Origin of the sequence: Amycolatopsis anabasis (genome assembly GCF_009765355.1) — a bacterium.
Lineage (GTDB): Bacteria > Actinomycetota > Actinomycetes > Mycobacteriales > Pseudonocardiaceae > Amycolatopsis > Amycolatopsis anabasis.
The window spans coordinates 48,385-72,470 of sequence record NZ_VTHK01000001.1; the positions used below are offsets into that span (position 1 = coordinate 48,385).

The following is a 24,086-nucleotide window of genomic DNA, read 5'->3' on the forward strand; positions in this document are numbered from 1 at the left end:
CGCACTTTGTCGGCTGAGTGCGGTCGCACTCAGCCGACAAAGTGCTGGTTACCCGGCGCGGGTGACGGTGAGGGAGTCGCTCGCCTCCAGCGCCGGGATGTCGACGCGCACGGTGTCGCCGTCCCGGATCTCGCCCGCGAGGAGCTTCTTCGCGAGCTGGTCGCCGATCGCCGACTGCACCAGCCGCCGCAGCGGCCGCGCGCCGTAGATCGGGTCGAACCCGTTGAGCGCCAGCCATTCCCGCGCCCCCGGCGTGACGTCCAGGGTGAGCCTGCGCTGCGCCAGCCGCTGGGCCAGCCGGGCGACCTGGATGTCCACGATCGAGGTGAGCTGCTCGGTGCCGAGCGAGTGGAACACCACCAGATCGTCCAGCCGGTTCAGGAACTCCGGCTTGAAGTGGCGCTGCACCACCGACAGCACGGCTTCCTTGCGCTGCCGCTCGTCCAGCGACGCGTCGGCGATGGCCTGCGAGCCGAGGTTCGACGTGAGCACCAGGATGGTGTTCCGGAAGTCGACCGTGCGGCCCTGGCCGTCGGTCAGGCGACCGTCGTCGAGCACCTGCAGCAGCACGTCGAACACGTCCGGATGCGCCTTCTCCACCTCGTCCAGCAGCACCACGGAGTACGGCCGCCGCCGCACCGACTCGGTGAGCTGACCGCCCTGGTCGTAGCCGACGTATCCGGGCGGCGCGCCGACCAGGCGGGCCACCGAGTGCTTCTCGGAGTACTCGCTCATGTCGATGCGCTGCATCGCGCGCTCGTCGTCGAACAGGAACTCGGCGAGCGCCTTGGCCAGCTCGGTCTTGCCGACGCCGGTCGGCCCGAGGAACAGGAACGAACCGGTCGGCCGGTCCGGGTCGGCGACCCCGGCCCGCGCGCGGCGCACCGCGTCGGACACCGCGGTGACCGCCTCGGGCTGCCCGATGACCCGCTTGCCGAGTTCTTCCTCCATCCGCAGCAGCTTGCCGGTCTCGCCTTCCAGCAACCGGCCGGCCGGGATGCCGGTCCACGCGCTCACCACGTCGGCCACGTCGTCCGCGCCGACCTCCTCCTTGAGCATCACCTCGGCCTGCGCGGACGGCTCGGTGGCCGCCGTCGCCGCCTCGAGTTCCTTCTCCAGCGCGGGGATCTTGCCGTACCGCAGCTCGGCGGCCCGGCCCAGATCGGCGTCGCGTTCGGCCCGGTCGGCCTCGCCGCGCAGCTGTTCCAGCTGCTCCTTGAGTTCGCGGACCTTCTCGATCGAGCCCTTCTCGTTCTGCCAGCGCGCGGTCAGCGCGGACAGCTCCTCGCGCTTCTCGGCGAGTTCGGCGCGCAGCGCGGCCAGCCGTTCGCGGGAGGCGGCGTCGCTCTCCTTCGCCAGCGCCATCTCCTCGATCTCCAGCCGCCGGACCGCGCGTTCCACCTCGTCGATCTCCACCGGCCGCGAGTCGATCTCCATGCGCAGCCGGGACGCGGCCTCGTCGACCAGGTCGATCGCCTTGTCCGGCAGGAACCGGGCGGTGATGTACCGGTCGGACAGCGTGGCCGCGGAGACCAGGGCGGCGTCGGTGATCCGGACACCGTGGTGCACCTCGTAGCGCTCCTTGAGCCCGCGCAGGATGCCGATGGTGTCCTCGACGGACGGTTCGCCGACGAGCACCTGCTGGAAGCGCCGCTCCAGCGCGGCGTCCTTCTCGATGTGCTCGCGGTACTCGTCCAGCGTGGTCGCGCCGACCATGCGCAGCTCGCCGCGGGCGAGCATCGGCTTGATCATGTTTCCCGCGTCCATGGAGGAGTCAGTGCCCGAGCTCCCCGCGCCGACGATCGTGTGCAGCTCGTCGATGAACGTGATGACCTGGCCCCCGGATTCGGTGATCTCCTTGAGCACGGCCTTGAGCCGTTCCTCGAACTCACCGCGGAACTTGGCCCCGGCCACCATCGACCCCAGGTCCAGGGCGACCACCCGCTTGCCGCGCAACGACTCCGGCACGTCCCCGGCGACGATCCGCTGGGCCAGGCCCTCCACGATCGCCGTCTTGCCGACGCCCGGTTCGCCGATCAGCACCGGGTTGTTCTTGGTCCGGCGGGACAGCACCTGCACCACGCGCCGGATCTCGGCGTCCCGGCCGATCACCGGGTCCAGCTCGCCCTGGCGCGCCCGGTCGGTGAGGTCGACGCCGTACTTCTCCAGCGCCTTGAAGGTGCCCTCCGGGTCCGGGCTGGTGATCCGCGCCGACCCGCGCACCTTGGTGAACGCCTCGCGCAGCGCGTCCGGCGTGGCGCCGTGCCGCTTGAGCAGCTCGGCCACCTGGCCGCCCTCGGTGGCGAGGCCGGCCAGCAGGTGCTCGGTCGACACGTACTCGTCGCCCATCTCGGTCGCGAGCTTCTGGGCGTGCGTCAGCGATTTGAGCGCCTGGGTGTTGAACTGCGGGGTGGACACCGTCGCCCCGGTCGCCGACGGCAGCGCCTGGCTGATCGGCTCGAGTTCCTTGTGCACCTGTTCCGGATCGGCCCCGACCGCGGTCAGTAGCGGCCCCGCGATCCCGTCACTCTGCGCCAGCAACGCGCCGAGCAGGTGCGACGGCGCGATGTCCGGATTCCCCGCGACGGCGGCCGCCTGCGCCGCCGACGAAATGGCCTGCTGGGTCTTCGTCGTCGGGTTGAACGCGTCCATCCCTCACCTCATGTCTAGCGTGCCTGATGACAGCCCACCACAACCGCTGTCGACAGGTACAACGTCAGAAAAGTTGAGTGTGTTCCGCTCAACCCTGAAAAGATGCAGAAGGGCGCCTTCGATGCCCCCGCCGCACCGAAGACGCCCCGGGATCGGAGTTCAGCTACCTGGGTGACCGGCCGCGACCCCGAGCCGATGCCGCCCGCCGAGTTCGACGTCGCGGTCCACCCGCTCACCGGCGGGTACGGACAACGGGACGGCGACCGGCTGGTGGTCCGCGGCGGTCGCGGTCAGCGCGTAGGTGCCCGCCGCCAAGCCGTCCAGGCGGTAGCCGCCGTCCCCGCCGGTCAGCCCGGAGGCCACCACTTCGCCGCGCGGATCGGTGAGCACCACGGTCGCGCCGCCCACCGCGCGCCCGCCGGGGGTGCGGACCGCCCCGGTCACCGTCGCGCCCGCCGGAACCGCGTCCAGCGTCGAGCGCAGCGGGGTCTCGCGCAGGAACAGCACGGCCACCAGGGTCACCAGGGAGACGAAGCCCGCGATCAGGAAGATCTTCCCGGTCGCGTCCCCGTAGGCGGCGCGCACGATCTGCTGGATCGGCCCGGGCAGCGCGCCCACGTTGAGCGTGCCGCCGCCGGAGCCCACCGCGTGCCCGGCGGGCACGCCCAGTGCGGCGAGCGAGGACGTGATGTTCGCCGAGACCCGCGTGGCCAGCACCGCGCCGAGCGCGGAGACCCCGGCGGACCCGCCGAGCGTGCGGAAGAAGGTGACCACCGAGGACGCCGAGCCCATGTCCCGCATGCCGACGGTGTTCTGCACGACCAGCACCAGGTTCTGCATCAGGCAGCCGACGCCGATGCCCATCAGCGCGAGGTAGACCCCCATCAACGTCAGGTTCGTGGTGTGGTCCACGGTGCTCAGCAGGAACAGGCCGACCGGCAGGGTGATCGCGCCGAACAGCAGGAAGGGCTTGGTCTTCCCGGTGCGCGAGATGATCTGGCCCGCGATCGTCGAGGACAGGAACAGCCCGAGCACCATCGGCAGCGTCATCAGGCCCGCGTGCGTCGGCGAGAAGCCCCGGGAGATCTGGTAGTACTGCCCGAGGAACACCGCGCCGCCGAACATCGCCGTGCCCACGGCCAGGGTGCCGAGCACCGCCAGCGTGAAGGTCGGGCTACGGAACAGGCGCAGCGGGACCACCGGCTCGCTGACCCGCGATTCGACGAACACGGCCAGCGCGAGCGCCACCAGCGCGCCGCCCACGTAGAGCACGGTCGACCAGGACAGCCAGCCGAAGCTCTTCCCGGCCAGCGAAACCCAGATCAGCAGCAGCGCCACGCCGCCGACCAGCAGGGTCGCGCCGAACCAGTCGATCTTCACCGGGCGCTTGACCACCGGCAGGTGAAGTGTCTTGCCGAGCACCACGAACGCGAGCACGGCGATCGGCACGCACACCCAGAAGCACCAGCGCCAGCCGAGCGGGGAGTCCACGATCAGGCCGCCGACCAGCGGCCCGGACACCGTGGCCACGGCGAAGGTCGCGCCGATGTACCCGGAGTACCGGCCGCGGTCACGCGGCGCGATCATCGCCGCGATCACCACCTGGATCAGGGCCTGCAGCCCGCCCATGCCGACGCCCTGCAGCGCGCGGAAGGCGATCAGCTCGGGCATCGACTGCGCGATCCCGCCGAGCGCCGAACCGGCGGTGAAGATCACGATCGCCAGCTGGTACAGCAGTTTCTTGCTGAACAGGTCGGCGAGTTTGCCCCAGATCGGCGTGGTCGCGGTCGAGGTCAGCAGCGTCGCGGTGACCACCCAGGTGTACTGGCTCTGCGAGCCGTCCAGGTCGGCGAGGATGGTCGGCAGCGCGTTCGAGACGATCGTGGAGGACAGGATCGCCACCAGCAGGGCCAGCAGCAGCCCGGAGAAGGCGCGCATGATCTGCCGATGGGTCATCGGTTCGGTTTCGGTCAACTACTTCCCAGCTTTCCGGTTTGACACGGCACCGGTGGCGCACCGAGCGCGGCGCGGAGGTCGTCGTTCATCGCGGCCAGCCGCTCGGTCAGTGCGTGCACCTCGGATTCGTCCCAGTTGTGCAGCGCCTTGCGCAGGAACTCGGTCTGGAGTTCGCGCCAGCGCAGCAGCTCCCGCTCGCCGCGTTCGGAGACGCGGATCAGCGCCGCGCGGCCGTCCTCGGGCGCCGGGCGCCGGTCGATGAACCCGGCCGCGGTGAGCTGCGCGATCTGCCGGCTGATCACCGAGACGTCCACCATCCGCCGCTTGGCGAGTTCGGACGGGCGGGATTCCCCGTGCTTGGCGAGATCGGCGAGCAGCATGGCCGCCGCGGGGTGCAGGCCGCTCTCGTCCTGCCAGGTCTGCGCGATCCAGCCGTGCTGCAGCTGAGCGGAGGCGCGGAGCTGGCGCATGAGCTCCAGGCTGGCCTCGTCACCAGGACCCATACCGGGACACCTCCCACTTGGTTGTGCCATACAAGTTTATCGCCGATTGCTTGCTTACTACAACTATGTGAACGGTGAGCTACCCCACGCCGCGGCCCGGGAGTGCCACCCGTCCGGAGCAACCCTGGGAGCGGAAGCCCCGCCGGGAGCTACTCTCTACCGGCCTGCCGATTCTTTCGGCCGGGTGCATGCGTCAAGAAGTGGAATATTCACCAGAATTCGCAGCCCCTTGCGGACTCCTGGCCTGCCACGATCGGGTGACGCCCGATCGGGGACCTTTCGTGAATAATCGGGGTGTGGATCAAGAGGTGAGCGAAGACCTGTGAGCGCCGAGGAACGATGACAGCCGACGCGGTCAGCCCCGTCCCCCGGTCGTCTTCGGTACACCGGGAAGCACCCCCCGCCGTCACCGCGATGGTGCGGCTGATCCGGGATGCCTGGAAGAAGGCGGAGCCGTACACACCGGAGATCTCGCAGTTCTTCTACGGGATGCTGTTCACCCTCGCCCCGGCCACCCGCGACTTCTTCCCGATCAACATGGAAGTCCAGCGCGGGCGCCTGGTGCGCGCGCTGGTGCACGTGGTGCAGATGGTGGACCGGCCGGACGACCTGGTGCCCTTTCTGCGCCAGCTCGGCCGCGACCACCGCAAGTTCGGCGTGATCCCGCGGCACTACGAGGCCGTCGGCACCGCGCTGCTGGCGGCGCTGAAGAAGTTCCTCGGCGACGACTGGACGCCCGACGTCGAGCGGGCTTGGGCCGAGGCGTACACGATCATCGCGCGGTCCATGCAGGAGGCGGCCGCCGCCGACACCAACCCGCCGTCGTGGACCGCGACCGTCGCCGAGCACCGGCGCCTGAGCTGGGACCTCGCGCTGGTCCGCCTGGAGCCCGAGCAGGCGATCCCCTTCCGCGCCGGGCAGTACCTCAGCGTGGAGGTCCCGCAGCGGCCGCGGCTGTGGCGGTACCTGTCCCCGGCGAACGCCCCGCGCGAGGACGGCTCGATGGAGTTCCACGTCCGCGCGGTCGAGGGCGGCTGGGTGTCCCGGGCGATCGTGAGCCATACCCAGGACGGGGACGTGTGGCGGTTCGGGCCGCCGCTGGGGCGGATGAGCGTGGACCGGGAGTCCGGCCGCGAGGTGCTGATGATCGCCGGGGGCACCGGGGTCGCGCCGCTGCAGTCGCTGCTGGACGAGCTGTCGCAGTGGGGGGAGAACCCCAAGGTGCGCCTGTTCTACGGCGGGCACACCCGCGAGGAGCTGTACAACCTGGAGAGCCTGCGCGCGCTCGCCTCGACGAATCCGTGGCTGACCGTGACCCCGGTGGTGGAACGCGGGCCCGGGCTGGCCGGATGCGAGCACGGCACGCTGGCCGAGGCGGTCACCCGGCACGGCGCCTGGCCCGGCCACGACGTGCTGGTCTCCGGTTCCCCGGCGATGATCCGGGCCACCGTCTCCCGGATGCTGGTCGCGGGGACCGCGCTGGACCAGATCAAGTACGACCCGTTCACCATCGACTAATCACGCTACCCGCGAGTAGTCTCCGCTGACATGGAGCTTCAGATCCCCGCACCCGCCGGTCCGGTCAAGGGGTACCTCGCCCAGCCCCAGCGCCAGGGGGACGGCCCGTGGCCGGGCGTCGTCGTGATCCACGACCTGGCCGGGATGAGCGCGGACACCCGCCGCATCACCGACCGGTTCGCCGAGTCGGGGTACCTGGCCGTCGCGCCGAACCTGTACTCCCGCGGGGGCTTCACCCGCTGCGTCAAGACCGTCTTCCGCGACCTGACCGCCGCCCGCGGCCGGTCGTTCGAGGACATCGACGCCACCCGCACCCTGCTCGCCGACCGGGACGACTGCACCGGCAAGGTCGGCGTGGTGGGCTTCTGCATGGGCGGCGGCTTCGCCCTGGTCGCCGCCACCCGCGATTTCGACGCCTCGGCCCCCTACTACGGCGAACTCCCCAAGGATCTGTCCATTTTGGATGGAGCCTGCCCGATCGTCGCCAGCTTCGGCCGCCGCGACCCGATCCTCAAGGGCGCCGCCGCCAAACTGGAATCGGAGCTGACCGCCCGCGACATCCCGCACGACGTGAAGGAGTACCCGGACGCCGGGCACAGCTTCGCCAACAAGTTCCCGCTGGGCCCGTTCAACGTGCTGCTCAAGGTCGTCGGTTTCCACTACCACCACGAATCCAGCGAAGACTCCTGGCGCCGAGTGCTCGGCTTCTTCCAAGACCACCTCCGCTGAGCCCGCTGCCCGGTCGGCGAGCGGCGGGACGGGTGGTTCCGAGTGTGTACTTCGCGTGCCTGGACGTGTAGTTCGCGTGCTCGATGCGGCGTGGGGAACCTTGCCTTCCCGCGTGCACCGAAGGCCGCATTGATGCTCGCCTACTCCCGGAACGGGGAACTCGCGGCAGACGGACCCCACCTGCCGCGAGTCCCTCGTTTCGGACGTGCGAGTTCCCCGTTTCGGCACACCGAGTTCCCCATCTCGGTAGGCGAGCCCGACATCCGGGCACCCCACGAGCACGGCACCACGCCACACACCGAGAAAACCCGCTGTGCGACTCAAGATCCTGGCGTTCGTCAGGTGGGGTCGAGGCCGAGGAGGCGGGTGAGCAGGGCGACCTGGTCGGCGTAGTGGCGGAGGAACTCGGGGGAGCCGGGATCGACCCGGCAGACGCCTTCGATGACGTGCGGGAGCGTGGTGGTCGCCATCGCGGCGGCCATCAGCATGATGGTCAGGCAGGCCGGGTCCACCTCGTCCGGCAGCCGGCCGGCCACCTGCAGGGCGCGGATCTCGTCGATGCTGTCCTGCATCCGGTCCGCGCGGGGCGCGTGGTCGGGATCGGTTTCCGGCCCGGAGTACTCCAGGCCGCCCCACGCCAGCATCCGGACGCCTTCCGGATTGTGCAGCGCCTCCAACGCGTACCGGCGGATCTGCTCGGGCAGCGGCGTGCCCGGCGTCACCAGTTCGCTCTGGCGTTCCCGCCAGCCTTCCGAGATGGCCCGGTAGAGGCCTTCCTTGCTGTCGAAGTAGTACGAGATCAGCTGCTGGTTGACGCCCGCCCGGGCGGCGATCGCGCTGACCCGGGCGCCCGCGAACCCGTGCGCGGCGAATTCGGCGGCCGCCGCGTCCAGGATGAGTTTGCGGGTGCGCTCCGGATCGCGTTGCCGCTCCTGCGGCCTGGGGGATCGGCGGGGTTTCGACGGGGACACCGCACGATCATACACACATCTGACAGTCCCATCTGCCTGGTGCACTTAATCAAACAAACAGTTGACACAGTAATGAGTGCAGTTGATTATGAGGGTGCCGAGGTGACCGCCCGGCAGTGGAACAGCGACAGAGGCAACGATGACCGAACCGAACGACCGCAGCACCGCCGTCCTCGTCGTGGGAGGCGGCACCACCGGCCTGTCCACGGCGCTTTTCCTTGCGCGCCTTGGGGTTCGCCCGATCCTGGTGGAACGGCACCCGTCCACGGCGATCATGCCCCAGGCGCGGGCGTTCAACCCGCGCACGATGGAGATCTACCGCGCCCTCGGCCTGGAAGGGGAAATCCGGGCCCGCACATCGATCCTGGCCGAGCTGCCGGAGATGATCGGCGCGGACACGTTGGCCGGTGCGGAACGCTTCCGCGTCGACGTGCTCTCCCACCTCCGGCCACCGTCGACCATGAGCCCCGCCGACTGGGCGATGATCGACCAGGACGAACTGGAGAACATCCTGCGCGCCGAGGCCGAACGCGGCGGGGTCGACGTGCGGTTCGACACCGAGCTGGTCTCCTTCGACTCCGGCGCCGACGGGGTGCGGGCCGTGGTGCGCGAGGGCGGCAGCGGCGCCGAACACCGCATCCTCGCCGACTACCTGGTCGCCGCGGACGGCCACCGCGCGGGCATCCGCGACCGGCTCGGCATCGGCGCGGACCAGCCCGTCGCTCCGCACCCGGGCGTGTACTTCGTCTTCGACGCCGACCTCACCGCCGCGCTGCGCGGACGCCGGTTCCTGCTCGCCTACCTCGATCGGCCGACGCGAGGCACGGTCCTGGTGCCGCTGCGGAAGTTCGGCCGGTGGATGTTCGGGGCGCCCTACCACCCGGAGCTGGGCGAGCGCCCCGAGGACTTCTCCGAGGAACGCTGCGCCGAACTGGCCCGCATCGCGGTCGGGGATCCGGACCTGGAGCTCACCCTCGTGCCTCCGGTCCCCGGATGGCCGCAGAAGGTCTCGCACAGCACGATCGGCGGATGGGTCGCGCACCGGTACCGGAGCGGCCGGGTGTTCTTCGCCGGTGACGCGGCCCACGTCTTCCCGCCCTCGGGTTCCTACGGCGCCAGCACCGGCATCGCCGACGCGCACAACCTGGCGTGGAAACTGGCCGCCGTGGTCCACGGCCAAGCGGGACCGGCGCTCCTGGACACCTACCAGGAAGAGCGCCGACCGGTCGCGCGGAAAACGCTGGAAACCGCGATGCGGCTCCTCCACGACCGCCAGGCCGGAACCGGCGAGGAGGCCACGAAGGTCGACGACCTGAGCATGATCTTCGGCTACCGGTACGACTCCGCGGCGATCCTGTCCGAGGCGCCCGCCCCGGACGCGCCGCTCGAAGACCCGCGCGAGCCGAGCGGCCGCCCGGGCGTGCGCGCACCGCACGTCTGGCTGGAGCGGGCGGGCGTACGACTGTCCACAACGGACTTGTGCACCGGCGCCTTCGCCCTGCTGATCGGCCCGGACGGCGCGGACTGGGTCGCGGCGGCCAAAACGGCGGCGGCAGCGGCCGGCATCGACCTGAACGTCCACCACATCGGCGCCGAACTCCACGACCCGGAAAACCGGTTCGCCGGCACCTACGGCATCACCGGAACCGGCGCGACCCTGGTCCGGCCGGACGGATTCGTCGCCTGGCGCGCCCGCACCCTGCCCCCGCGGCCGGAACACGAACTACGGCGCGCGCTGACCCGCATCCTCGGCTAGCGGCGCTTGGGTTTCCAGACGACCAGGGCGGTCTGGTGCTGCACCGGGACCAGATCCTTGCGGTACGAGGCGTGCACGGCGGCCGCGGCCTGTTCGGCGGCGGCGTAGGCGGCGGCCAGTTCCTCGGTCAGTTCGGCGACCCGGGACCGCAGGGCGTCGACCTGGTTCTCCAGCTCGATGATCCGTTTGACCCCGGCGAGGTTCACACCGTCCTCCTGGGACAGTCGTTGCACCTCGCGCAGCAGGGCGATGTCGCGCATCGAGTAGCGCCGCCCGCCGCCCGAGGTGCGGCCCGGGGAGACCAGGCCGAGCCGGTCGTAGGAACGCAGGGTTTGCGCGTGCAGGCCGGACAGCTGGGCGGCCACGGAGATCACGAAGACCGGGGTGTCCTCGTCCGCGCCGCCCGGCAGGCCGCCGGGCAATCCGCCACCGAATACCATGATCAGCTCCGATCCTTGAGCATCTGAGTGATCTCCGGCCGCGGATCGTGGTCGGCGGCCGCCTTGGCGAAGGTTTCCAGGGCCGACTTCTCCTCGTCGTCCAACCGGGACGGCACGGCGACCTGGAGGGTCACCAGCAGATCGCCCTGGGTCCCGTCCCGTTTGGTGATGCCCTTGCCCCGCACCCGCAGCACCCGCCCGCTCGCGGTGCCCGCGGGCACCTTGAGGGAGACCTTCGATTCGAGCGTCGGCACGGTGATGGTGCCGCCGATGGCGAGTTCCGGGAAGGAAACCGGAACGGTGATGGTCAGATCGTTGCCGGACCGGCCGAAGACCGGATGCGGCGAGACGTGCACGCGGACGTACAGATCGCCCGCGGGCGCGCCGCCGCGGCCCGGTTCGCCCTGACCGGCCAGGCGGATGCGCTGGTTGTCGTCGACCCCGGCCGGGATCCGCACGGTCAGCGTGCGGGTGCGGGTGCTGATGCCCTCGCCGCCGCATTCCGGGCACGGGTCGTCGATGATCTGGCCGCGGCCGCGGCAGTCCCGGCACGGTTCGGAGAACGCGAACGCCCCCTGGCTCCGGCTCACCAGCCCGGCGCCGCTGCAGGTCGGGCAGGTGCGCGGGGTGGTGCCGGGCTTCGCGCCGTTGCCACCGCACGTCCCGCAGGTGGCCGGGCTGGACAGGCGCAGCGGCAGCGTGGCGCCCTTCACCGCCTCGGTGAAGTCGATCCGGACGTCGGTTTCCACGTCCGAGCCGCGCTGGGCGCGGTTCGCCGCGGCGCCACCGCCCCGCCGGCCGAACAGGCCGCCGAGGATGTCGCCCAGTCCACCGAAACCGCCCTGCTGACCGGCTCCGGCCTGCTGGCCGAACAGGTCGCCCAGGTCGAAACCGCCCGCGCCGCCGCCACCGGGGAAGCCGAAGCCCCCGGCGCCGCCGGAGCCGAACAGCCGCCGGGCCTCGTCGTACTCCTTGCGCTTGCCCGCGTCCGACAGCACGCCGTAGGCCTCGGAGACCGCCTTGAACTTCTTCTCGGCCTCGTCGTTGCCGGGGTTGGCGTCCGGGTGGTTCTCCCGGGCCAGCTTGCGGTACGCCTTCTTGATCTCGTCCGCGGTGGCGTCGGAGGAGACGCCCAGTTCACGGTAGAAGTCCTTGCCGATCCACTCCCGAGCGCTCATCGGGCGTCTCCTCCTTTCGCGTCAGTGTTGTTGGGTGTTCTCATCGGCCAGCTCGCCGTCGATCGGCAGCTCGCCGCCGACCGGCGGGTCCACCGGCTCCCCGGCCGGTTCCGCCGCGGCCGGTTCGTGGTCGGTGACCCCGACCAGCGCCGCCCGCAGGACCCGATCGCCGAACCGGTACCCGCGCCGCAGCACGGTGGTCACCGTCGGTCCGTCCACTTCGGACGAAGTGGAGTGCTGGACGGCCTCGTGCACGCTCGGGTCGAAGGCTTCGCCCTCGGCGCCGAACGGCTCGAGCCCGGCCCGCTGCAGCCCGGCGACCAGCTTGTCCGCCACCGCCTTGAAGGCGCCGGTGAGGTCGCCGTGCTGCTCGGCCCGCTCCAGGTCGTCGAGCAGCGGCAGCAGATCGCCCACCACCGAGGCCTTGGCCGTGGCGACCACGGCCTCGCGGTCGCGTTCCACCCGCTTGCGGTAGTTGGCGTACTCCGCCTGGAGCCGCTGCAGATCGGCGGTGCGCTCGGCCAGCTGCTTCTCCACGTCGGACTGCGCCGAAACGGCCTCGTCCACAGTGGACTCGCCAAGGCCGGGGCCGGGGGCGCCCTCGGGCGCCTCCGGCTGCTGCTCGCGCAGCTCCCCGGTCTCCGGGTCGATCTTGCGACGATCTCGTACCACTACGGGCTCCTGCGGCTCCCGGCGTTCGTTGTCGTCGTAGTGTTCGGTCACTTCTTCGGGTCCTCGTCGACGATCTCGGCGTCCACCACGTCATCGGCCTTGGCCGAACCACCGGCGGCACCGGTGCTCCCGGCCGCACCGGCGGCGCCCGCGTCATTCGGGGCCGAGGCGCCCTCGGCGCCCTGCGCGTTCGCGTAGAGCGCGGTGCCCAGTTCCTGCGAGGCGGCGTTCAGCTTCTCGATCGACTCGCGGATCTTGGCGGTGTCGGTGCCCTTGAGCGCCTCGTTGGCCTCGTCGATCGCGGTCTTGACCTTGCCCTTGAGCTCGTCGGGCAGCTTGTCGTCGTTGTCCTTGACGAACTTCTCGGTCTGGTAGACCAGCGTCTCGGCCTGGTTGCGGGTCTCCGCCTCCTCGCGGCGCTTCTTGTCCTCTTCCGCGTGCGCCTCGGCGTCCTTGACCATCCGGTCGATGTCCTCCTTCGGCAGCGCGGAGCCACCGGTGATGGTCATCGACTGTTCCTTGTTGGTGCCCAGGTCCTTCGCGGTGACGTGCACGATGCCGTTCGCGTCGATGTCGAAGGTGACCTCGATCTGCGGCACGCCGCGCGGCGCCGGGGGCAGCCCGGTCAGCTCGAACATGCCGAGCTTCTTGTTGTGCGCGGCGATCTCGCGCTCACCCTGGAACACCTGGATCTGCACCGACGGCTGGTTGTCGTCCGCGGTGGAGAAGATCTCCGAACGCTTGGTCGGGATCGTGGTGTTGCGCTCGATGAGCTTGGTGAACACGCCGCCCTTGGTCTCGATGCCCAGCGACAGGGGGGTGACGTCCAGCAGCAGGACGTCCTTGACCTCGCCCTTGAGCACACCGGCCTGCAGCGCCGCGCCGACCGCGACGACCTCGTCCGGGTTCACGCCCTTGTTCGGCTCGCGACCGCCGGTCAGCTCCTTGACCAGGTCGGCCACCGCCGGCATCCGGGTGGAACCACCGACGAGCACCACGTGGTCGATGTCGCCGACCGAGATGCCCGCGTCGCGGATGACGTTGTTGAACGGGGCCTTGGTGCGGTCCAGCAGGTCGGAGGTGATCCGCTGGAACTCGGCGCGGGACAGGTTCTCGTCCAGGAACAGCGGGTTCTTGTCCGCGTCGACCGTGATGTAGGGCAGGTTGATGTTGGCGCTGTTCGAGCTGGACAGCTCGATCTTCGCCTTCTCCGCCGCCTCACGGATGCGCTGCAGCGCCATCTTGTCCTTGGTCAGGTCGATGCCGTTGGACGCCTTGAACTTGTCCACCAGCCAGCTGACGATCCGCTCGTCCCAGTCGTCGCCACCGAGGTGGTTGTCACCGCTGGTGGCGCGGACCTCGACCACGCCCTCACCGATCTCCAGCAGCGAGACGTCGAAGGTGCCGCCACCGAGGTCGAAGACCAGGATGGTCTGCTCCTTCTCGCCCTTGTCCAGGCCGTAGGCCAGGGCCGCGGCGGTGGGCTCGTTGACGATGCGCAGCACGTTCAGGCCGGCGATCTGCCCGGCCTCCTTGGTGGCCTGCCGCTGGGCGTCCTCGAAGTACGCCGGAACGGTGATCACCGCGTCGGTGATCTCCTCGCCGAGGTAGGACTCCGCGTCGCGCTTGAGCTTCATCAGCACGCGCGCGCTGATCTCCTGGGCCGTGTACGACTTGCCGTCGATCTCGGTCTTCCAGTCGGTGCCGATGTGCCGCTTCACCGAACGGATGGTCCGGTCGACGTTCGTGACGGCCTGGTTCTTCGCCGGCTGGCCGGTGAGGACCTCGCCGTTCTTGGCGAAGGCCACGATGGACGGGGTGGTGCGGGAACCTTCCGAGTTGGCGATGACCGTCGGCTCGCCGCCCTCCAGGACGGCCACGACCGAGTTCGTCGTGCCGAGGTCGATGCCGACCGCTCGCGCCATTGTGCGTTCCTCCTGTGTACCGTGTTTGAGCTGCAGGTATGCGCCCGCCTTGAGCGGGTACTACTCAAGTTGTATCCGGAGCGCGCCGACCTAGTCAAACCAGACTTGAGCCTGCCGCACTCAACCTTTCTGCCAGTCTAACGAGCGGGTTCGCGTCCTTGTTCCCGGCTGGGCGCGCAGATCGCGCCGGGGGCCGGGGTGACACCGCTCACCAGGTAGTCCGCCGCCCGGGCCCGGCCGCACGGCGAGTTGAGCAGGGCGCTGTGCCCGTCCCGCTCGTCGATCAGCAGCGCGCTGCCCGCGATGCGCCGGGACAGCCCGCGCGCCCACGGCAGCGGGGTCGCCGGATCGTGCGTCCCGCCGATGACGAGCACCGGCGGGACCCCGGTGACCAGGCGCGGCGCGGGCGGGTTCGCGGGCGGCACCGGCCAGCCCGCGCAGCCGCTCGCGAAGTCCCAGAACTCGGCGTACCGCCACATCCTCGGCGCGGCCGCGCGCATCGCGTGCTCCTGCCGCGCCACGTCCCGCGGCCCGAGCGGGGCCGCGAAGTCCTGGCAGCCGACCGCCCGGTAGGCCGGGTAGTCCGGACCCGTGAACCGGGCGGCCTTCAGCAGGGCGGACGCGTCCGGCTGGGGCGCGGTCGCCGCGGCCAGCGCGGTGCCGAGCATCGGCCAGGTCGCCCACAGGTTCAGGTAACCGTAGATCCCGTTCGACAACTCCTCGGCGGTCGCGTCCCGGCCCAGTTCGCGGGCCGGGACGGGTGCGGCGAACAGCCCGTCGACGAGCCGGGGAACGTCCGAACCGGACACCGCGCACTCCGGGTTCCCGCGGCACCACGCGGCGAAACGGGTGAACGCGTCCTCGGTGGCGGCGGCCTCGTCGACCGCCGCGCGCGTGCTCGGCAGCGCGTGGTCGACCGGCGCGTCCAGCACCATCGACCGCAGGTGCGCGCCGAACAGGTCCGCGTAGATCTCGCCGATCTCGGTGCCGTACGAGGTGCCGTAGAAGGAGACCTCGGCCTCGCCCAGCGCGGCGCGGATCGCGTCCATGTCCCGCGCCACGCTGATCGTGTCGACGTGCCCGAGCAGCGGGCCGGTGCCCTCGAGGCAGGCGCGCCCGGCCGCCCGGTTGAACGCGACCAGCGCGTCGAAACCCGCCCGGTCGCGGGGAAACGCGGAGACACCGGGATCGTGCAGTTTCGCGGTGCCGCAGCGGACCGGCGCGCTGCCGCCGACCCCGCGCGGATCGAAACCGATGATGTCGAACCGGTCGGCCAGCGCCTGGGTTTCCGGGTATCCGGCGATCATCCCGTTGTAGGCCACCACATCGGTGGTCGCCCCGCCCGGCCCGCCGGGGTTCACGAAGATCGGCCCGATCCGCTCGGCGGGTTTGCGCGCGGGCAGCCGGTTGAGCTTCAGGGTGAGTTTCGCGCCGTCGGGACGCGCCCAGTCGACCGGCACCTCCAGGCTCGCGCATTCCAGGCGCGGCGCGGTCTGCGGAGTCGCGCAGGGCGTCCAGTGCAGACCGCCGTCCGCGGCGGCCGGGGTCACCGGGGCGAGCAGGGCGGCGAGGGCGAGCTCGCGGATCATGCGGCCTTCACCGTGATGTCGCCCGCGCTGCTGCGCAGGTCGAGCACGTTCGCCGCGCCGGGATCCGTCGGCACGCCGACCGAGGTCCTGCCCGCCATCGCCTGCGAGTCGACGCGGTACGGCCCGCCCGGTACGGAGACCACGATCGAACCGGCCGCGGCCTTCACCTTCACCGCGGCCGGGGTGCTCAACGTCAGGTCCACGTCACCCGCGGCGGAGTCGACCTTCGCCTCGCCCGCCACGTCCCGCAGGGTCACCTTCCCCGCGGCGGCCCGCACGTCGGCGGTCCGGGCGCCGGTCACCTCGACCGCCCCGGCCGCCGCGGTGCCGGAGATCGGCAGCCGCGCGGGCACCACCAGGTCGTAGTCCACCGCGCAGTTGTTCCCGCAGCTCGCCAGGACCAGCGTGCCGCCCTCGACGCGGTGCGAGGCGCCGGGCTTGTTCCCGTGGTACTCCAGGTGCCGCCGGAACGACACCGGCGCGCCCGGCTCGACCCGGATCCGCACGTCCCCGGCGGGCACGTCGAACCGCACGGCGGTGATCTGCTCGGGCACCGGCTGACCGTCGTCGGCGGTGCTCGCCGGGCCGATCCGCCCGTCGCCGCACGCGCCGAGCGCGAAGACGGTGACCGCGCCCAGCAAAATCGCGCCCAGCACCCGCTTTTCCGCTTTACCCATGGTTTTTCGTCAGTCTCCTCGGAAGTTCTCAAGCGGCCTTGACGGTGACGTCGCCGCTGTCGGTGCTCAGGTCGAGCACATGGGCCGCGGACGGTTCCTCGGGCACGCCGATGGTCCGGCTGCCGCTGTCGGTGTCGCCCTTGACCAGGTAGCGATCGTTCGGAACGTTCAGCTCGATCGAGCCGCTGTCGGCCTGTGCGCGCACGTTCTGCGCGACCAGGAGGCTCAGCACGATGTCACCGGAATCCACCTCCGCGTCGACCTTCCCGCGCAGCCGGTCGCCGCGGACGGTCCCCGAACTGGCCTGGACCGTGACGTCCTGCCCGACCCCGCTCAGTTCGATATCGCCCGAATCCGCCTTCGCCTTGACCTCGCCGGCGATCTCGCGCACCTTGATCGCCCCGGAGTCGGCCCGCACGTCGACCGAATCCGCGCCCTCGATCGAGATGTCACCGGAATCGGCCTTCCCCAGCACCCGGACCCCGCGCGGCACCACGACGTCGTAGTCGACCGAGCAGTTCCAGCCGCAGTCGGCGAGGACGAGCTGATCGCCCTCGATGCGGTAGGAGTCGCCCGGTTTGGTCCAGCGGTAGTCGAAGGTCTGCTTCACCGTCGCGGAACGCACGTCGGCGACCCGGATCGCCACGTTCCCCGAGTCGCTCTCCAGCCGGACCGCCCGGATCTGCTGGTCCACCTGCCCCTCCGCGGTCGCCGACGAGGGCCACCACCAGCCGAGCGCCATCACGACGCCGACGCCGATCAACGCGATACCGCCGATCGCCAGAGCCGGGCGTGCCATGCGTCCTCCCCGTTCAAGTTTCTCGCCAGAAGAAAGCTAAGGGGCGCCGGGCGTACGTGGCATCCGGGTGAACCCCCGAATCGCCCCTGAGGCTTCCCCTACCCCCACTCGGTCCCCACCGGCGCTAGCCTGGCGGCGCGAGCCGTCCCCTGACAGTTACGGAGGAAGCATGCCCCAGCCACCCAACCCGTACGACTTCCTGCCCGCGGTGCCCTCGTTCACCGTGCGCAGCAACGACGTGGCCGACGGCGAAACCCTCGCCACGCCGCATCTGAGCGGCATCTTCGGCGCGGGTGGGGAGGACCGGTCGCCGCATCTGGCCTGGGCGGGTTTCCCGGCGGAGACCAAGAGCTTCGCGGTGACCTGCTTCGACCCGGACGCGCCCACCGCGAGCGGATTCTGGCACTGGGCGGTGTTCAACATCCCGGTGTCGGTCACCGAACTGACCTCCGGCGCGGGGGACGCCAGCGGTTCCGGGCTGCCCGAGGGCGCGATCACGTTGAAGAACGACGGCGGGGTCAAGCAGTTCCTCGGCGCCGCGCCGCCGCCCGGCCACGGCCCGCACCGGTACTTCTTCGCGGTGCACGCGGTGGACGTGGAGCGGCTCGAGGTGGATGAGAACGCCACGCCCGCGTTCCTCGGCTTCAACCTCTTCGGCCACTCCCTGGGCCGCGCGATCCTCACCCCGGTCTACGAGAACAAGGGCTGATCCGGCGCCTTGGGGGCAACGGCGGCGATCGAGCGGCGGTCCATCGACCCGGTTCCCGAGGCCGAACGGCACGGGCATCCCCGGAGCCTGTTCGCGCTCTGGTTCGCCGCCAACATGCAGATCACCTCGGCGGTCACCGGCGCGCTGACCGTGCTGGTCGGCCTGCACCCGCTGTGGGCGCTGGTAGCGATCGTCGCGGGCAACGCGCTGGGCGGCGTGCCGATGGCATTGCACGCCGCCCAGGGCCCGAAGCTCGGGATCCCGCAGATGATCCAATCGCGGGCCCAGTTCGGGGTGTACGGCGCGGTGCTGCCGCTGGTGCTCGTGGTGCTGATGTACCTGGGCTACTTCGCCAGCGGGAACGTGCTCGGCGGGCAGGCGGTCGCCCAGATCACCGGGCTGCCGGTGGACGTGAGCATCCCGGTGTACGCGCTGGCGACCGCGCTGATCGCGATCGTCGGGTACCGGCTGATCCACCGGTTCGGGCGGCTCGCGTCGGCGCTGTCGGTGATCGTGTTCGTGTACCTGTCGATCCGGCTGGTGTCCGGCCACGATCTCGGCGCGCTGCTGCGCGATCCGGCGCTGGACTTCCCCGCCTTCCTGCTGGCGCTGTCGCTCACCGCGTCCTGGCAGCTGACCTTCGGGCCGTATGTCGCGGACACCTCGCGCTACCTGCCGACGGCGACCTCGGTGCGGTCGACGTTCTGGTGGACCTACGGCGGGACCGTGCTCGGCGCCGTGTGGGCGATGTCGTTCGGCGCGCTCGCCTACGCCCTGGCCGGGAAGGCGTTCAAGGGGCACGAGGTCGCGTACGTGGTGGGGCTCGGCGGCGAGGCGCTGGTGGTGCCGCTGCTGTGCGCGATCGCGCTGGGCAAGTTCACCGTGAACGTGCTCAACATCTACGGCGGCTACATGACCGTGGCGACCACGCTGACCGCGTTCAGCCGCCGCGTCGCGCTGTCGGCGACCGCGCGGATCGTCTACATCGGGCTGTTCGGCGTGCTCGGCGGGGTGGTCGCCGTGCTCGGGCGAGGGGAGTTCCTCGCCAACTTCGTGCTGTTCCTGCACTTCCTGCTGTACTTCCTGACCCCGTGGAGCGCCATCAACCTGGTCGACTTCTACTTGGTGCGCAAGGAGAACTACGACCTCGAGGCGATCTACGACCCGGACGGCCGGTACGGCCGCTGGTCGGCGCCCGCGCTGCTCGCCTATGTCGCCGGGATCGTCGTGCAGATCCCGTTCGCCAATGTCGAGGGCCTGTTCACCGGCGTCGCCGTGCCGCTGCTCGGCGGCGCCGACGTCGCCTGGCTGCTGGGCCTGGCGGTCCCGGGTCTGCTCTACTGGCGAGCCATGCGGCTCAATGCGGCTTGAGCAGGTAGTCCACCACCGGGCGGAGTTCTTCGGCGGTCGGCGGTTCGTCGTCGATGAGCCCCTGGATGAGCAGCCCGTCGATGCCCGCGAGGAAGACCCGGAACGCGACCTCGTCGTCGTGCCGGACCATCGAGGTGAGCACGTCCAGCCAGCGCCGGGCGGCCGGGCGCAGCGCGGGCCGGCGGGCGGCGAGCAGGTACAGCTCGTACTCGGCCATGGTCCGCCCGCGCCGGGGACCGAGCGCCTCCGCGAGCAGCGCGGCGACCTCCTCGGCGCCCCGGCTGCCGCGCGAGCGGGCCCGGTCGATCATCCAGTAGACCTCGGTCGCCATGTCCCGCGCGCACGAGATCAGGGTGGCCACCAGCAGGTCGTCCAGGCTGGCGAAGTGGTACGTGGTGGACGTGGTCGGCACGCCCGCCTCGGCGGCGACCGTGCGGTGGGTGACCCCGGCGACGCCGTCGCGCTCGATCACCCGCAAGGTCGCGTCGATGATCTCGGCGCGCCGCTTCTCGCCGCGCGCCTTGCGTCCGTCCGGTTGCGCCTTCACTGCGAGGTTCCGATCTCCAGCAACACCACCCCGGCGATCACCAGCACGAGCCCGGCGATCGCGAGCGGGCCCAGCGGTTCGGCCAGGAACAGCGCGCCGATCAGGGCGACCAGCGCGACCCCGGCCGCCGCCCAGACCGCGTAGACCACGCCGATCGGCAGCCCGGCCTTGAGCACCCGGGACAGCGCGAAGAACGCGAAGGCGTAGCCGAGCACCACCAGGGTCGAGGGGACCACCTTCGTGAAGCCCTCGGAGAGTTTCAGCGAAACCGTAGCGGTGACTTCGGCGAGGATGGCACCGATCAGCCAAAGGTATCCGATCACCTCTCCAAACTATCTGAACGATCGTCCCGAAAGCACGCGAGGCGTACACCACATCGGTGGGACTTGGGCCTCGCCAATGGGTTACTCATCAGTAAGGAGCGTTACGCTCCCCGGACCCACCACATTCGGACGAAGGGCACCCACCGATGGGCGCTGTACAACTCACGCTCGGGCTGATCGCCGTCGCGGTCAGCGTCGTCCCGTGGGCCATGTTCGTGGCCACGATCGCGCGGTTCGTCCGCGTGATCCGCCTCGGGCAGCCCGACGGCACGCGCAACGGCCCGTTCGTGCCCCGGCTGACCACCATGATCAAGGAGTTCGCCGCGCACACGCGGATGAACAAGTTCCGCCACGTCGGCCCGTGGCACTGGCTGGTCATGTGGGGCTTCCTGCTCGGTTCGCTGGCCCTGTTCGAGGCCTACGGCGAGGTGTTCGTCCCGACCTGGGGCTGGCCGATCCTGGACGACTGGTCGCTGTGGCACCTGCTGATGGAGATCCTCGGCGTGGGCACGGTGGTGGGCGGCGTCGCGCTGGCGATCATCCGCCAGCTCAACCACCCGCGCCGCGCCGACCGCCAGTCGCGGTTCGCCGGATCGAACTTCAGGGCGGCCTACTTCGTCGAGGCCGTGGTGGTCATCGAGGGCCTGGGCATCCTCGGTGTCCGCGCGGGCAAGGCCGCGCTGGGCGTGCACGAGACGCCGACCTGGGCCGCGTTCGTGTCCAACCCGGTCGGGCACCTGCTCCCGGCGAGCACGACGTTCGTGTCGATCATGGCGTTCATCAAGCTGATGAGCGCGATGGTCTGGGTGTACGTCGTCTCCCGGAACATGACCATGGGGGTCGCCTGGCACCGGTTCTCCGCCTTCTTCAACATCTACTTCAAGCGCGAGGCCGACGGCGGCGTGGCGCTGGGCAAGCTCAAGCCGATGATGAGCGAGGGCAAGCCGCTCGACTTCGAGGAAGCCGATCCGGAGTCCGACGTCTTCGGCGCGGGCAAGATCGAGGACTTCAGCTGGAAGGGCTGGCTGGACTTCACCACCTGCACCGAATGCGGCCGCTGCCAGTCGCAGTGCCCGGCCTGGAACACCGGTAAGCCGCTGTCGCCGAAGCTGGTCATCACGCAGCTGCGCGACCACGCCTACGCGAAGGCGCCCTACCTGCTCGCGGGCGGCAAGAAGGACATGGCCGGCGAGGAGATCGGCCTGACCGGCGACGATCCCCATGCCGGAATCGACGTGCTCGCACTGGCCGAAGCCGAGCGCCCGCTGATCGGCGGCGCGGACGAGCTGGGCGTCATCGACCCCGAGGTGCTGTGGTCGTGCACCACCTGCGGCGCCTGCGTCGAGCAGTGCCCGGTGGACATCGAGCACGTGGACCACATCGTCGACATGCGCCGCTACCAGGTGATGATCGAATCGAACTTCCCGAGCGAGCTGAACGGGATGTTCAAGAACCTGGAGAACAAGGGCAACCCCTGGGGCCAGAACGCCAAGGACCGCCTGCAGTGGACCGAGGACCTGGACTTCGAGGTCCCGGTGTTCGACGGCGAGCTGGGCGACGCCGAGTACCTGTTCTGGGTCGGCTGCGCGGGCGCGTTCGAGGACCGCGCGAAGAAGACCACCCGCGCGGTGGCCGAGCTGCTGCACATCGCGGACGTGCGGTACAAGGTGCTCGGCCCGGAGGAGACCTGCACCGGCGACCCGGCCCGCCGCGCCGGGAACGAGTTCCTGTTCCAGATGCTCGCGCAGCAGAACGTCGAGGTGCTGAACTCGGTGTTCGAGGACCGGGATCCGTTGCAGCGCAAGATCGTGGTGACCTGCGCGCACTGCTTCAACTCGCTGGCCAACGAGTACCCGGAGATCGGCGGGCAGTACGAGGTCGTGCACCACACCCAGCTGCTCAACCGCCTGGTGCGGGAGAAGCGCCTGGTGCCGGTGGCGCCGGTCGCGGACGACGTGACCTACCACGACCCGTGCTACCTGGGGCGGCACAACAAGGTCTACGACGCGCCGCGGGAACTGGTCGGCGCGGCGGGCGCCTCGCTGCGGGAGATGCCGCGGCACGGCGACCGGTCGATGTGCTGCGGCGCCGGCGGCGCGCGGATGTGGATGGAAGAGAAGATCGGCAAGCGGATCAACATCGACCGGGTCGACGAGGCGCTGGGCACCGCGCCGTCGAAGATCGCCACCGGTTGCCCGTTCTGCCGGGTCATGCTCACCGACGGCGTGACCGCCCGCCAGAACGACGGCAAGGCGAGCGAGAACGTCGAGGTGATCGATGTGGCGCAACTGCTGCTGTCCGCGGTGAAGCGCGGCGAGCGGCCCGCCGAGGCCGAGGACGTCCCGACCGACAAGGTCGCCTCCGGCACCCCGTTGCCGGACCAGGACAAGTAGCCCGACGCGAGAGGCCCCGCCGCCGGTGTCCGGTGGCGGGGCCTTTCGCTTTCAGCGCTGGCCGCTGAACTCGGCGAAGTCGCCCTGGATGGTGTTGTGGAACGCCACGATCTTCCCGTTCCGGTGGACGATCGTCTGCGTGCTGTGGATGTCCCCGGCCAGGTTTCCTTCCGGCACACGCAGAACCGATTCCGTGTGCGACAGGACGAAGCCGTCGGCGAGTGCCCGGTCATCCAGGTGCCGGAACTCGATCCGGCTGCCCCGGTAGATGGTCCGGAGGATCTCCCCGACCTTTTCGACGATCACGTCCCGGCCGCGCTGCACCCGCCCCAGGACGTCCACCAGATCCGCGTCCTCGGTGAAGATCTCCGCCCACGCGACCTCGTCACCGGTGTTCCACGCGTTCTCCAGCGCGGTGATGATCTCTTTCATTCGAAGGTCCTCCGCATCTTGTTCGCGATCCATTCCCCGGCCGTCACGCGGCCGGTTCGCAGGGGTTCGATCGAAGCGTCGTGGTTGGGCTGGTAGAAGAACGGGATCGAGATCCGGGACGAGGTGTTGCCGCGTTCCGGATTGACCACCCGGTGCAGGGTCGACACCCACCGGCCGCCGGTCCAGAAAGCCATCAGGTCGCCGATGTTGACCACGAAACTGCCCGGGATGGCGGGGACGTCGCACCACTCGCCCGTTTTCCGGAGCACCTGCAGACCGCCGAGATCGTCCTGCTGGTAGAGGACGGTCAGGCTGCCCCAGTCGGTGTGCGCGCCCCGCCGGAGCTGACCGGGCAGCGGCGGCTCGAGCTGGGGGTAGTAGTAGTTGGCGACCAGTGACGACACGTGGCGGTCGAACTTGTCCGCGAAGAAGTCTTCGTCCAGTTCCAGTGCGAGCGCGAACAAGCGCAGGAGATCCGCGGACAGCCGCGTCATGGCGTCCAGGTACTCCCACCAGGTCGCCCGGAAATCGGCGGGCTCGCCCGGCCAGAGGTTGGCCAGCTGCCACGGGGCCCAGTAGTCGCCGAGCTTCGCGCGTTCGGCGTCGCTCAGCTCCCCCGTCACGTGCACGCCGAACGCCTCGCAGAGATCGGGGGGCGTCTCCTGGCCGGAACCGCGGGCGGTGGTTCCGCCGGAACGGCGAAACCCGGACACCCCGGGTCGGTTCGCGATCAGCTCCTTCTCCGCGTCGGGCAAGGTGAAGAAGGCGTTCGTCGTGGTGTACATGCGGTCGACGAGTGACCGCGGCACTCCGTGACCCACGATGGTGAAGAATCCCGAACTCTCGCAAGACCTGCCGATTTCCTCGGCCAGGGCTGCCCGGCCGCGCTCGGTGTTCCTGGCGGACAGGTCGATGACCGGCACGAAATCGTCGGTACCCATGGTTG

21 protein-coding genes are annotated in these 24,086 nt (G+C 70.3%); 6 read left to right on the forward strand and 15 right to left on the reverse strand.

Annotation, left to right across the window (positions count from 1 at the left end; genetic code table 11):
* Positions 1-48: 48 nt before the first annotated feature.
* The 3 genes from clpB to FXO23_RS00295 all read right to left on the reverse strand — a co-directional run bounded on the left by clpB (position 49) and on the right by FXO23_RS00295 (position 5,111).
* Positions 49-2,652, reverse strand: coding sequence for an ATP-dependent chaperone ClpB (gene clpB / locus FXO23_RS00285; RefSeq protein WP_158879434.1), 2,604 nt, complete (start codon positions 2,650-2,652; stop codon positions 49-51).
* 159 nt (positions 2,653-2,811) lie between these two features.
* Positions 2,812-4,608, reverse strand: a complete 1,797-nt coding sequence (locus FXO23_RS00290) for an MFS transporter (RefSeq protein ID WP_158880019.1) — start codon at positions 4,606-4,608, stop codon at positions 2,812-2,814.
* Between the two features lie 14 nt (positions 4,609-4,622).
* A complete protein-coding gene (locus tag FXO23_RS00295) occupies positions 4,623-5,111 on the reverse strand; it encodes a MarR family winged helix-turn-helix transcriptional regulator (protein ID WP_158879435.1) in 489 nt (162 codons plus the stop codon).
* A gap of 339 nt (positions 5,112-5,450) precedes the next feature.
* Between FXO23_RS00295 and FXO23_RS00300 the strand changes: the two genes are divergently transcribed.
* Both FXO23_RS00300 and FXO23_RS00305 read left to right on the forward strand, forming a co-directional pair.
* Complete coding sequence (locus tag FXO23_RS00300) at positions 5,451-6,629, forward strand: globin domain-containing protein (RefSeq protein WP_179956631.1); 1,179 nt, start codon at positions 5,451-5,453, stop codon at positions 6,627-6,629.
* A 30-nt stretch (positions 6,630-6,659) separates the two neighbouring features.
* Entirely contained in the window at positions 6,660-7,358 is a 699-nt protein-coding gene (locus FXO23_RS00305; RefSeq protein WP_158879436.1) for a dienelactone hydrolase family protein, read from the forward strand.
* A 338-nt stretch (positions 7,359-7,696) separates the two neighbouring features.
* Here FXO23_RS00305 and FXO23_RS00310 read toward each other — a convergent pair whose 3' ends face one another.
* Complete coding sequence (locus FXO23_RS00310; RefSeq protein WP_158879437.1) at positions 7,697-8,329, reverse strand: TetR/AcrR family transcriptional regulator; 633 nt, start codon at positions 8,327-8,329, stop codon at positions 7,697-7,699.
* A gap of 139 nt (positions 8,330-8,468) precedes the next feature.
* Between FXO23_RS00310 and FXO23_RS00315 the strand changes: the two genes are divergently transcribed.
* The gene (locus FXO23_RS00315; protein ID WP_158879438.1) at positions 8,469-10,085 is read left to right on the forward strand and encodes an FAD-dependent oxidoreductase; all 1,617 of its coding nucleotides are present in this window, start codon (positions 8,469-8,471) and stop codon (positions 10,083-10,085) included.
* Here the strand turns inward: FXO23_RS00315 and FXO23_RS00320 are convergent.
* The 7 genes from FXO23_RS00320 to FXO23_RS00350 all read right to left on the reverse strand — a co-directional run bounded on the left by FXO23_RS00320 (position 10,082) and on the right by FXO23_RS00350 (position 17,365).
* Entirely contained in the window at positions 10,082-10,525 is a 444-nt protein-coding gene (locus FXO23_RS00320) for a heat shock protein transcriptional repressor HspR (protein ID WP_158879439.1), read from the reverse strand. The genes FXO23_RS00315 and FXO23_RS00320 overlap by 4 nt on opposite strands.
* 2 nt (positions 10,526-10,527) lie before the next feature.
* The gene (gene dnaJ / locus FXO23_RS00325) at positions 10,528-11,703 is read right to left on the reverse strand and encodes a molecular chaperone DnaJ (protein WP_158879440.1); all 1,176 of its coding nucleotides are present in this window, start codon (positions 11,701-11,703) and stop codon (positions 10,528-10,530) included.
* Positions 11,704-11,724: 21 nt separating this feature from the next.
* Positions 11,725-12,426, reverse strand: a complete 702-nt coding sequence (grpE, locus tag FXO23_RS00330; protein ID WP_158879441.1) for a nucleotide exchange factor GrpE — start codon at positions 12,424-12,426, stop codon at positions 11,725-11,727.
* Positions 12,423-14,300, reverse strand: a complete 1,878-nt coding sequence (gene dnaK, locus FXO23_RS00335; protein ID WP_158879442.1) for a molecular chaperone DnaK — start codon at positions 14,298-14,300, stop codon at positions 12,423-12,425. Before dnaK ends, grpE begins: the two co-directional genes overlap by 4 nt.
* A gap of 137 nt (positions 14,301-14,437) precedes the next feature.
* Positions 14,438-15,889 carry an alpha/beta fold hydrolase gene (locus FXO23_RS00340; protein WP_158879443.1) on the reverse strand — a complete coding sequence of 484 codons (1,452 nt, stop codon included), beginning with the start codon at positions 15,887-15,889 and terminating at the stop codon, positions 14,438-14,440.
* Positions 15,886-16,566 (reverse strand): DUF4097 family beta strand repeat-containing protein, encoded by a 681-nt coding sequence (locus FXO23_RS00345; RefSeq protein ID WP_158879444.1) that lies wholly within the window; start codon positions 16,564-16,566, stop codon positions 15,886-15,888. The genes FXO23_RS00340 and FXO23_RS00345 overlap by 4 nt, the downstream gene beginning before the upstream one ends.
* A gap of 28 nt (positions 16,567-16,594) precedes the next feature.
* Entirely contained in the window at positions 16,595-17,365 is a 771-nt protein-coding gene (locus FXO23_RS00350; protein ID WP_158879445.1) for a DUF4097 family beta strand repeat-containing protein, read from the reverse strand.
* 169 nt (positions 17,366-17,534) lie between these two features.
* Between FXO23_RS00350 and FXO23_RS00355 the strand changes: the two genes are divergently transcribed.
* The gene (locus FXO23_RS00355) at positions 17,535-18,074 is read left to right on the forward strand and encodes a YbhB/YbcL family Raf kinase inhibitor-like protein (protein ID WP_158879446.1); all 540 of its coding nucleotides are present in this window, start codon (positions 17,535-17,537) and stop codon (positions 18,072-18,074) included.
* A 9-nt stretch (positions 18,075-18,083) separates the two neighbouring features.
* Positions 18,084-19,445 carry a purine-cytosine permease family protein gene (locus tag FXO23_RS00360; RefSeq protein WP_158879447.1) on the forward strand — a complete coding sequence of 454 codons (1,362 nt, stop codon included), beginning with the start codon at positions 18,084-18,086 and terminating at the stop codon, positions 19,443-19,445.
* Here FXO23_RS00360 and FXO23_RS00365 read toward each other — a convergent pair.
* Both FXO23_RS00365 and FXO23_RS00370 read right to left on the reverse strand, forming a co-directional pair.
* The gene (locus tag FXO23_RS00365) at positions 19,432-19,992 is read right to left on the reverse strand and encodes a TetR/AcrR family transcriptional regulator (RefSeq protein ID WP_158879448.1); all 561 of its coding nucleotides are present in this window, start codon (positions 19,990-19,992) and stop codon (positions 19,432-19,434) included. The genes FXO23_RS00360 and FXO23_RS00365 overlap by 14 nt on opposite strands.
* Positions 19,989-20,315, reverse strand: coding sequence for a DMT family transporter (locus FXO23_RS00370; protein WP_179956632.1), 327 nt, complete (start codon positions 20,313-20,315; stop codon positions 19,989-19,991). Before FXO23_RS00370 ends, FXO23_RS00365 begins: the two co-directional genes overlap by 4 nt.
* Positions 20,316-20,461: 146 nt before the next feature.
* On the opposite strand from FXO23_RS00370, the gene FXO23_RS00375 reads away from it, so the two are divergent.
* A complete protein-coding gene (locus FXO23_RS00375) occupies positions 20,462-22,708 on the forward strand; it encodes a (Fe-S)-binding protein (RefSeq protein WP_158879449.1) in 2,247 nt (748 codons plus the stop codon).
* 51 nt (positions 22,709-22,759) lie between these two features.
* On the opposite strand, the gene FXO23_RS00380 is transcribed toward FXO23_RS00375, so the two are convergent.
* Positions 22,760-23,140, reverse strand: a complete 381-nt coding sequence (locus FXO23_RS00380; protein ID WP_246256789.1) for an SgcJ/EcaC family oxidoreductase — start codon at positions 23,138-23,140, stop codon at positions 22,760-22,762.
* Positions 23,137-24,081 (reverse strand): isopenicillin N synthase family dioxygenase, encoded by a 945-nt coding sequence (locus tag FXO23_RS00385; RefSeq protein ID WP_158879451.1) that lies wholly within the window; start codon positions 24,079-24,081, stop codon positions 23,137-23,139. The genes FXO23_RS00380 and FXO23_RS00385 overlap by 4 nt, the downstream gene beginning before the upstream one ends.
* Positions 24,082-24,086 lie beyond the last annotated feature (5 nt).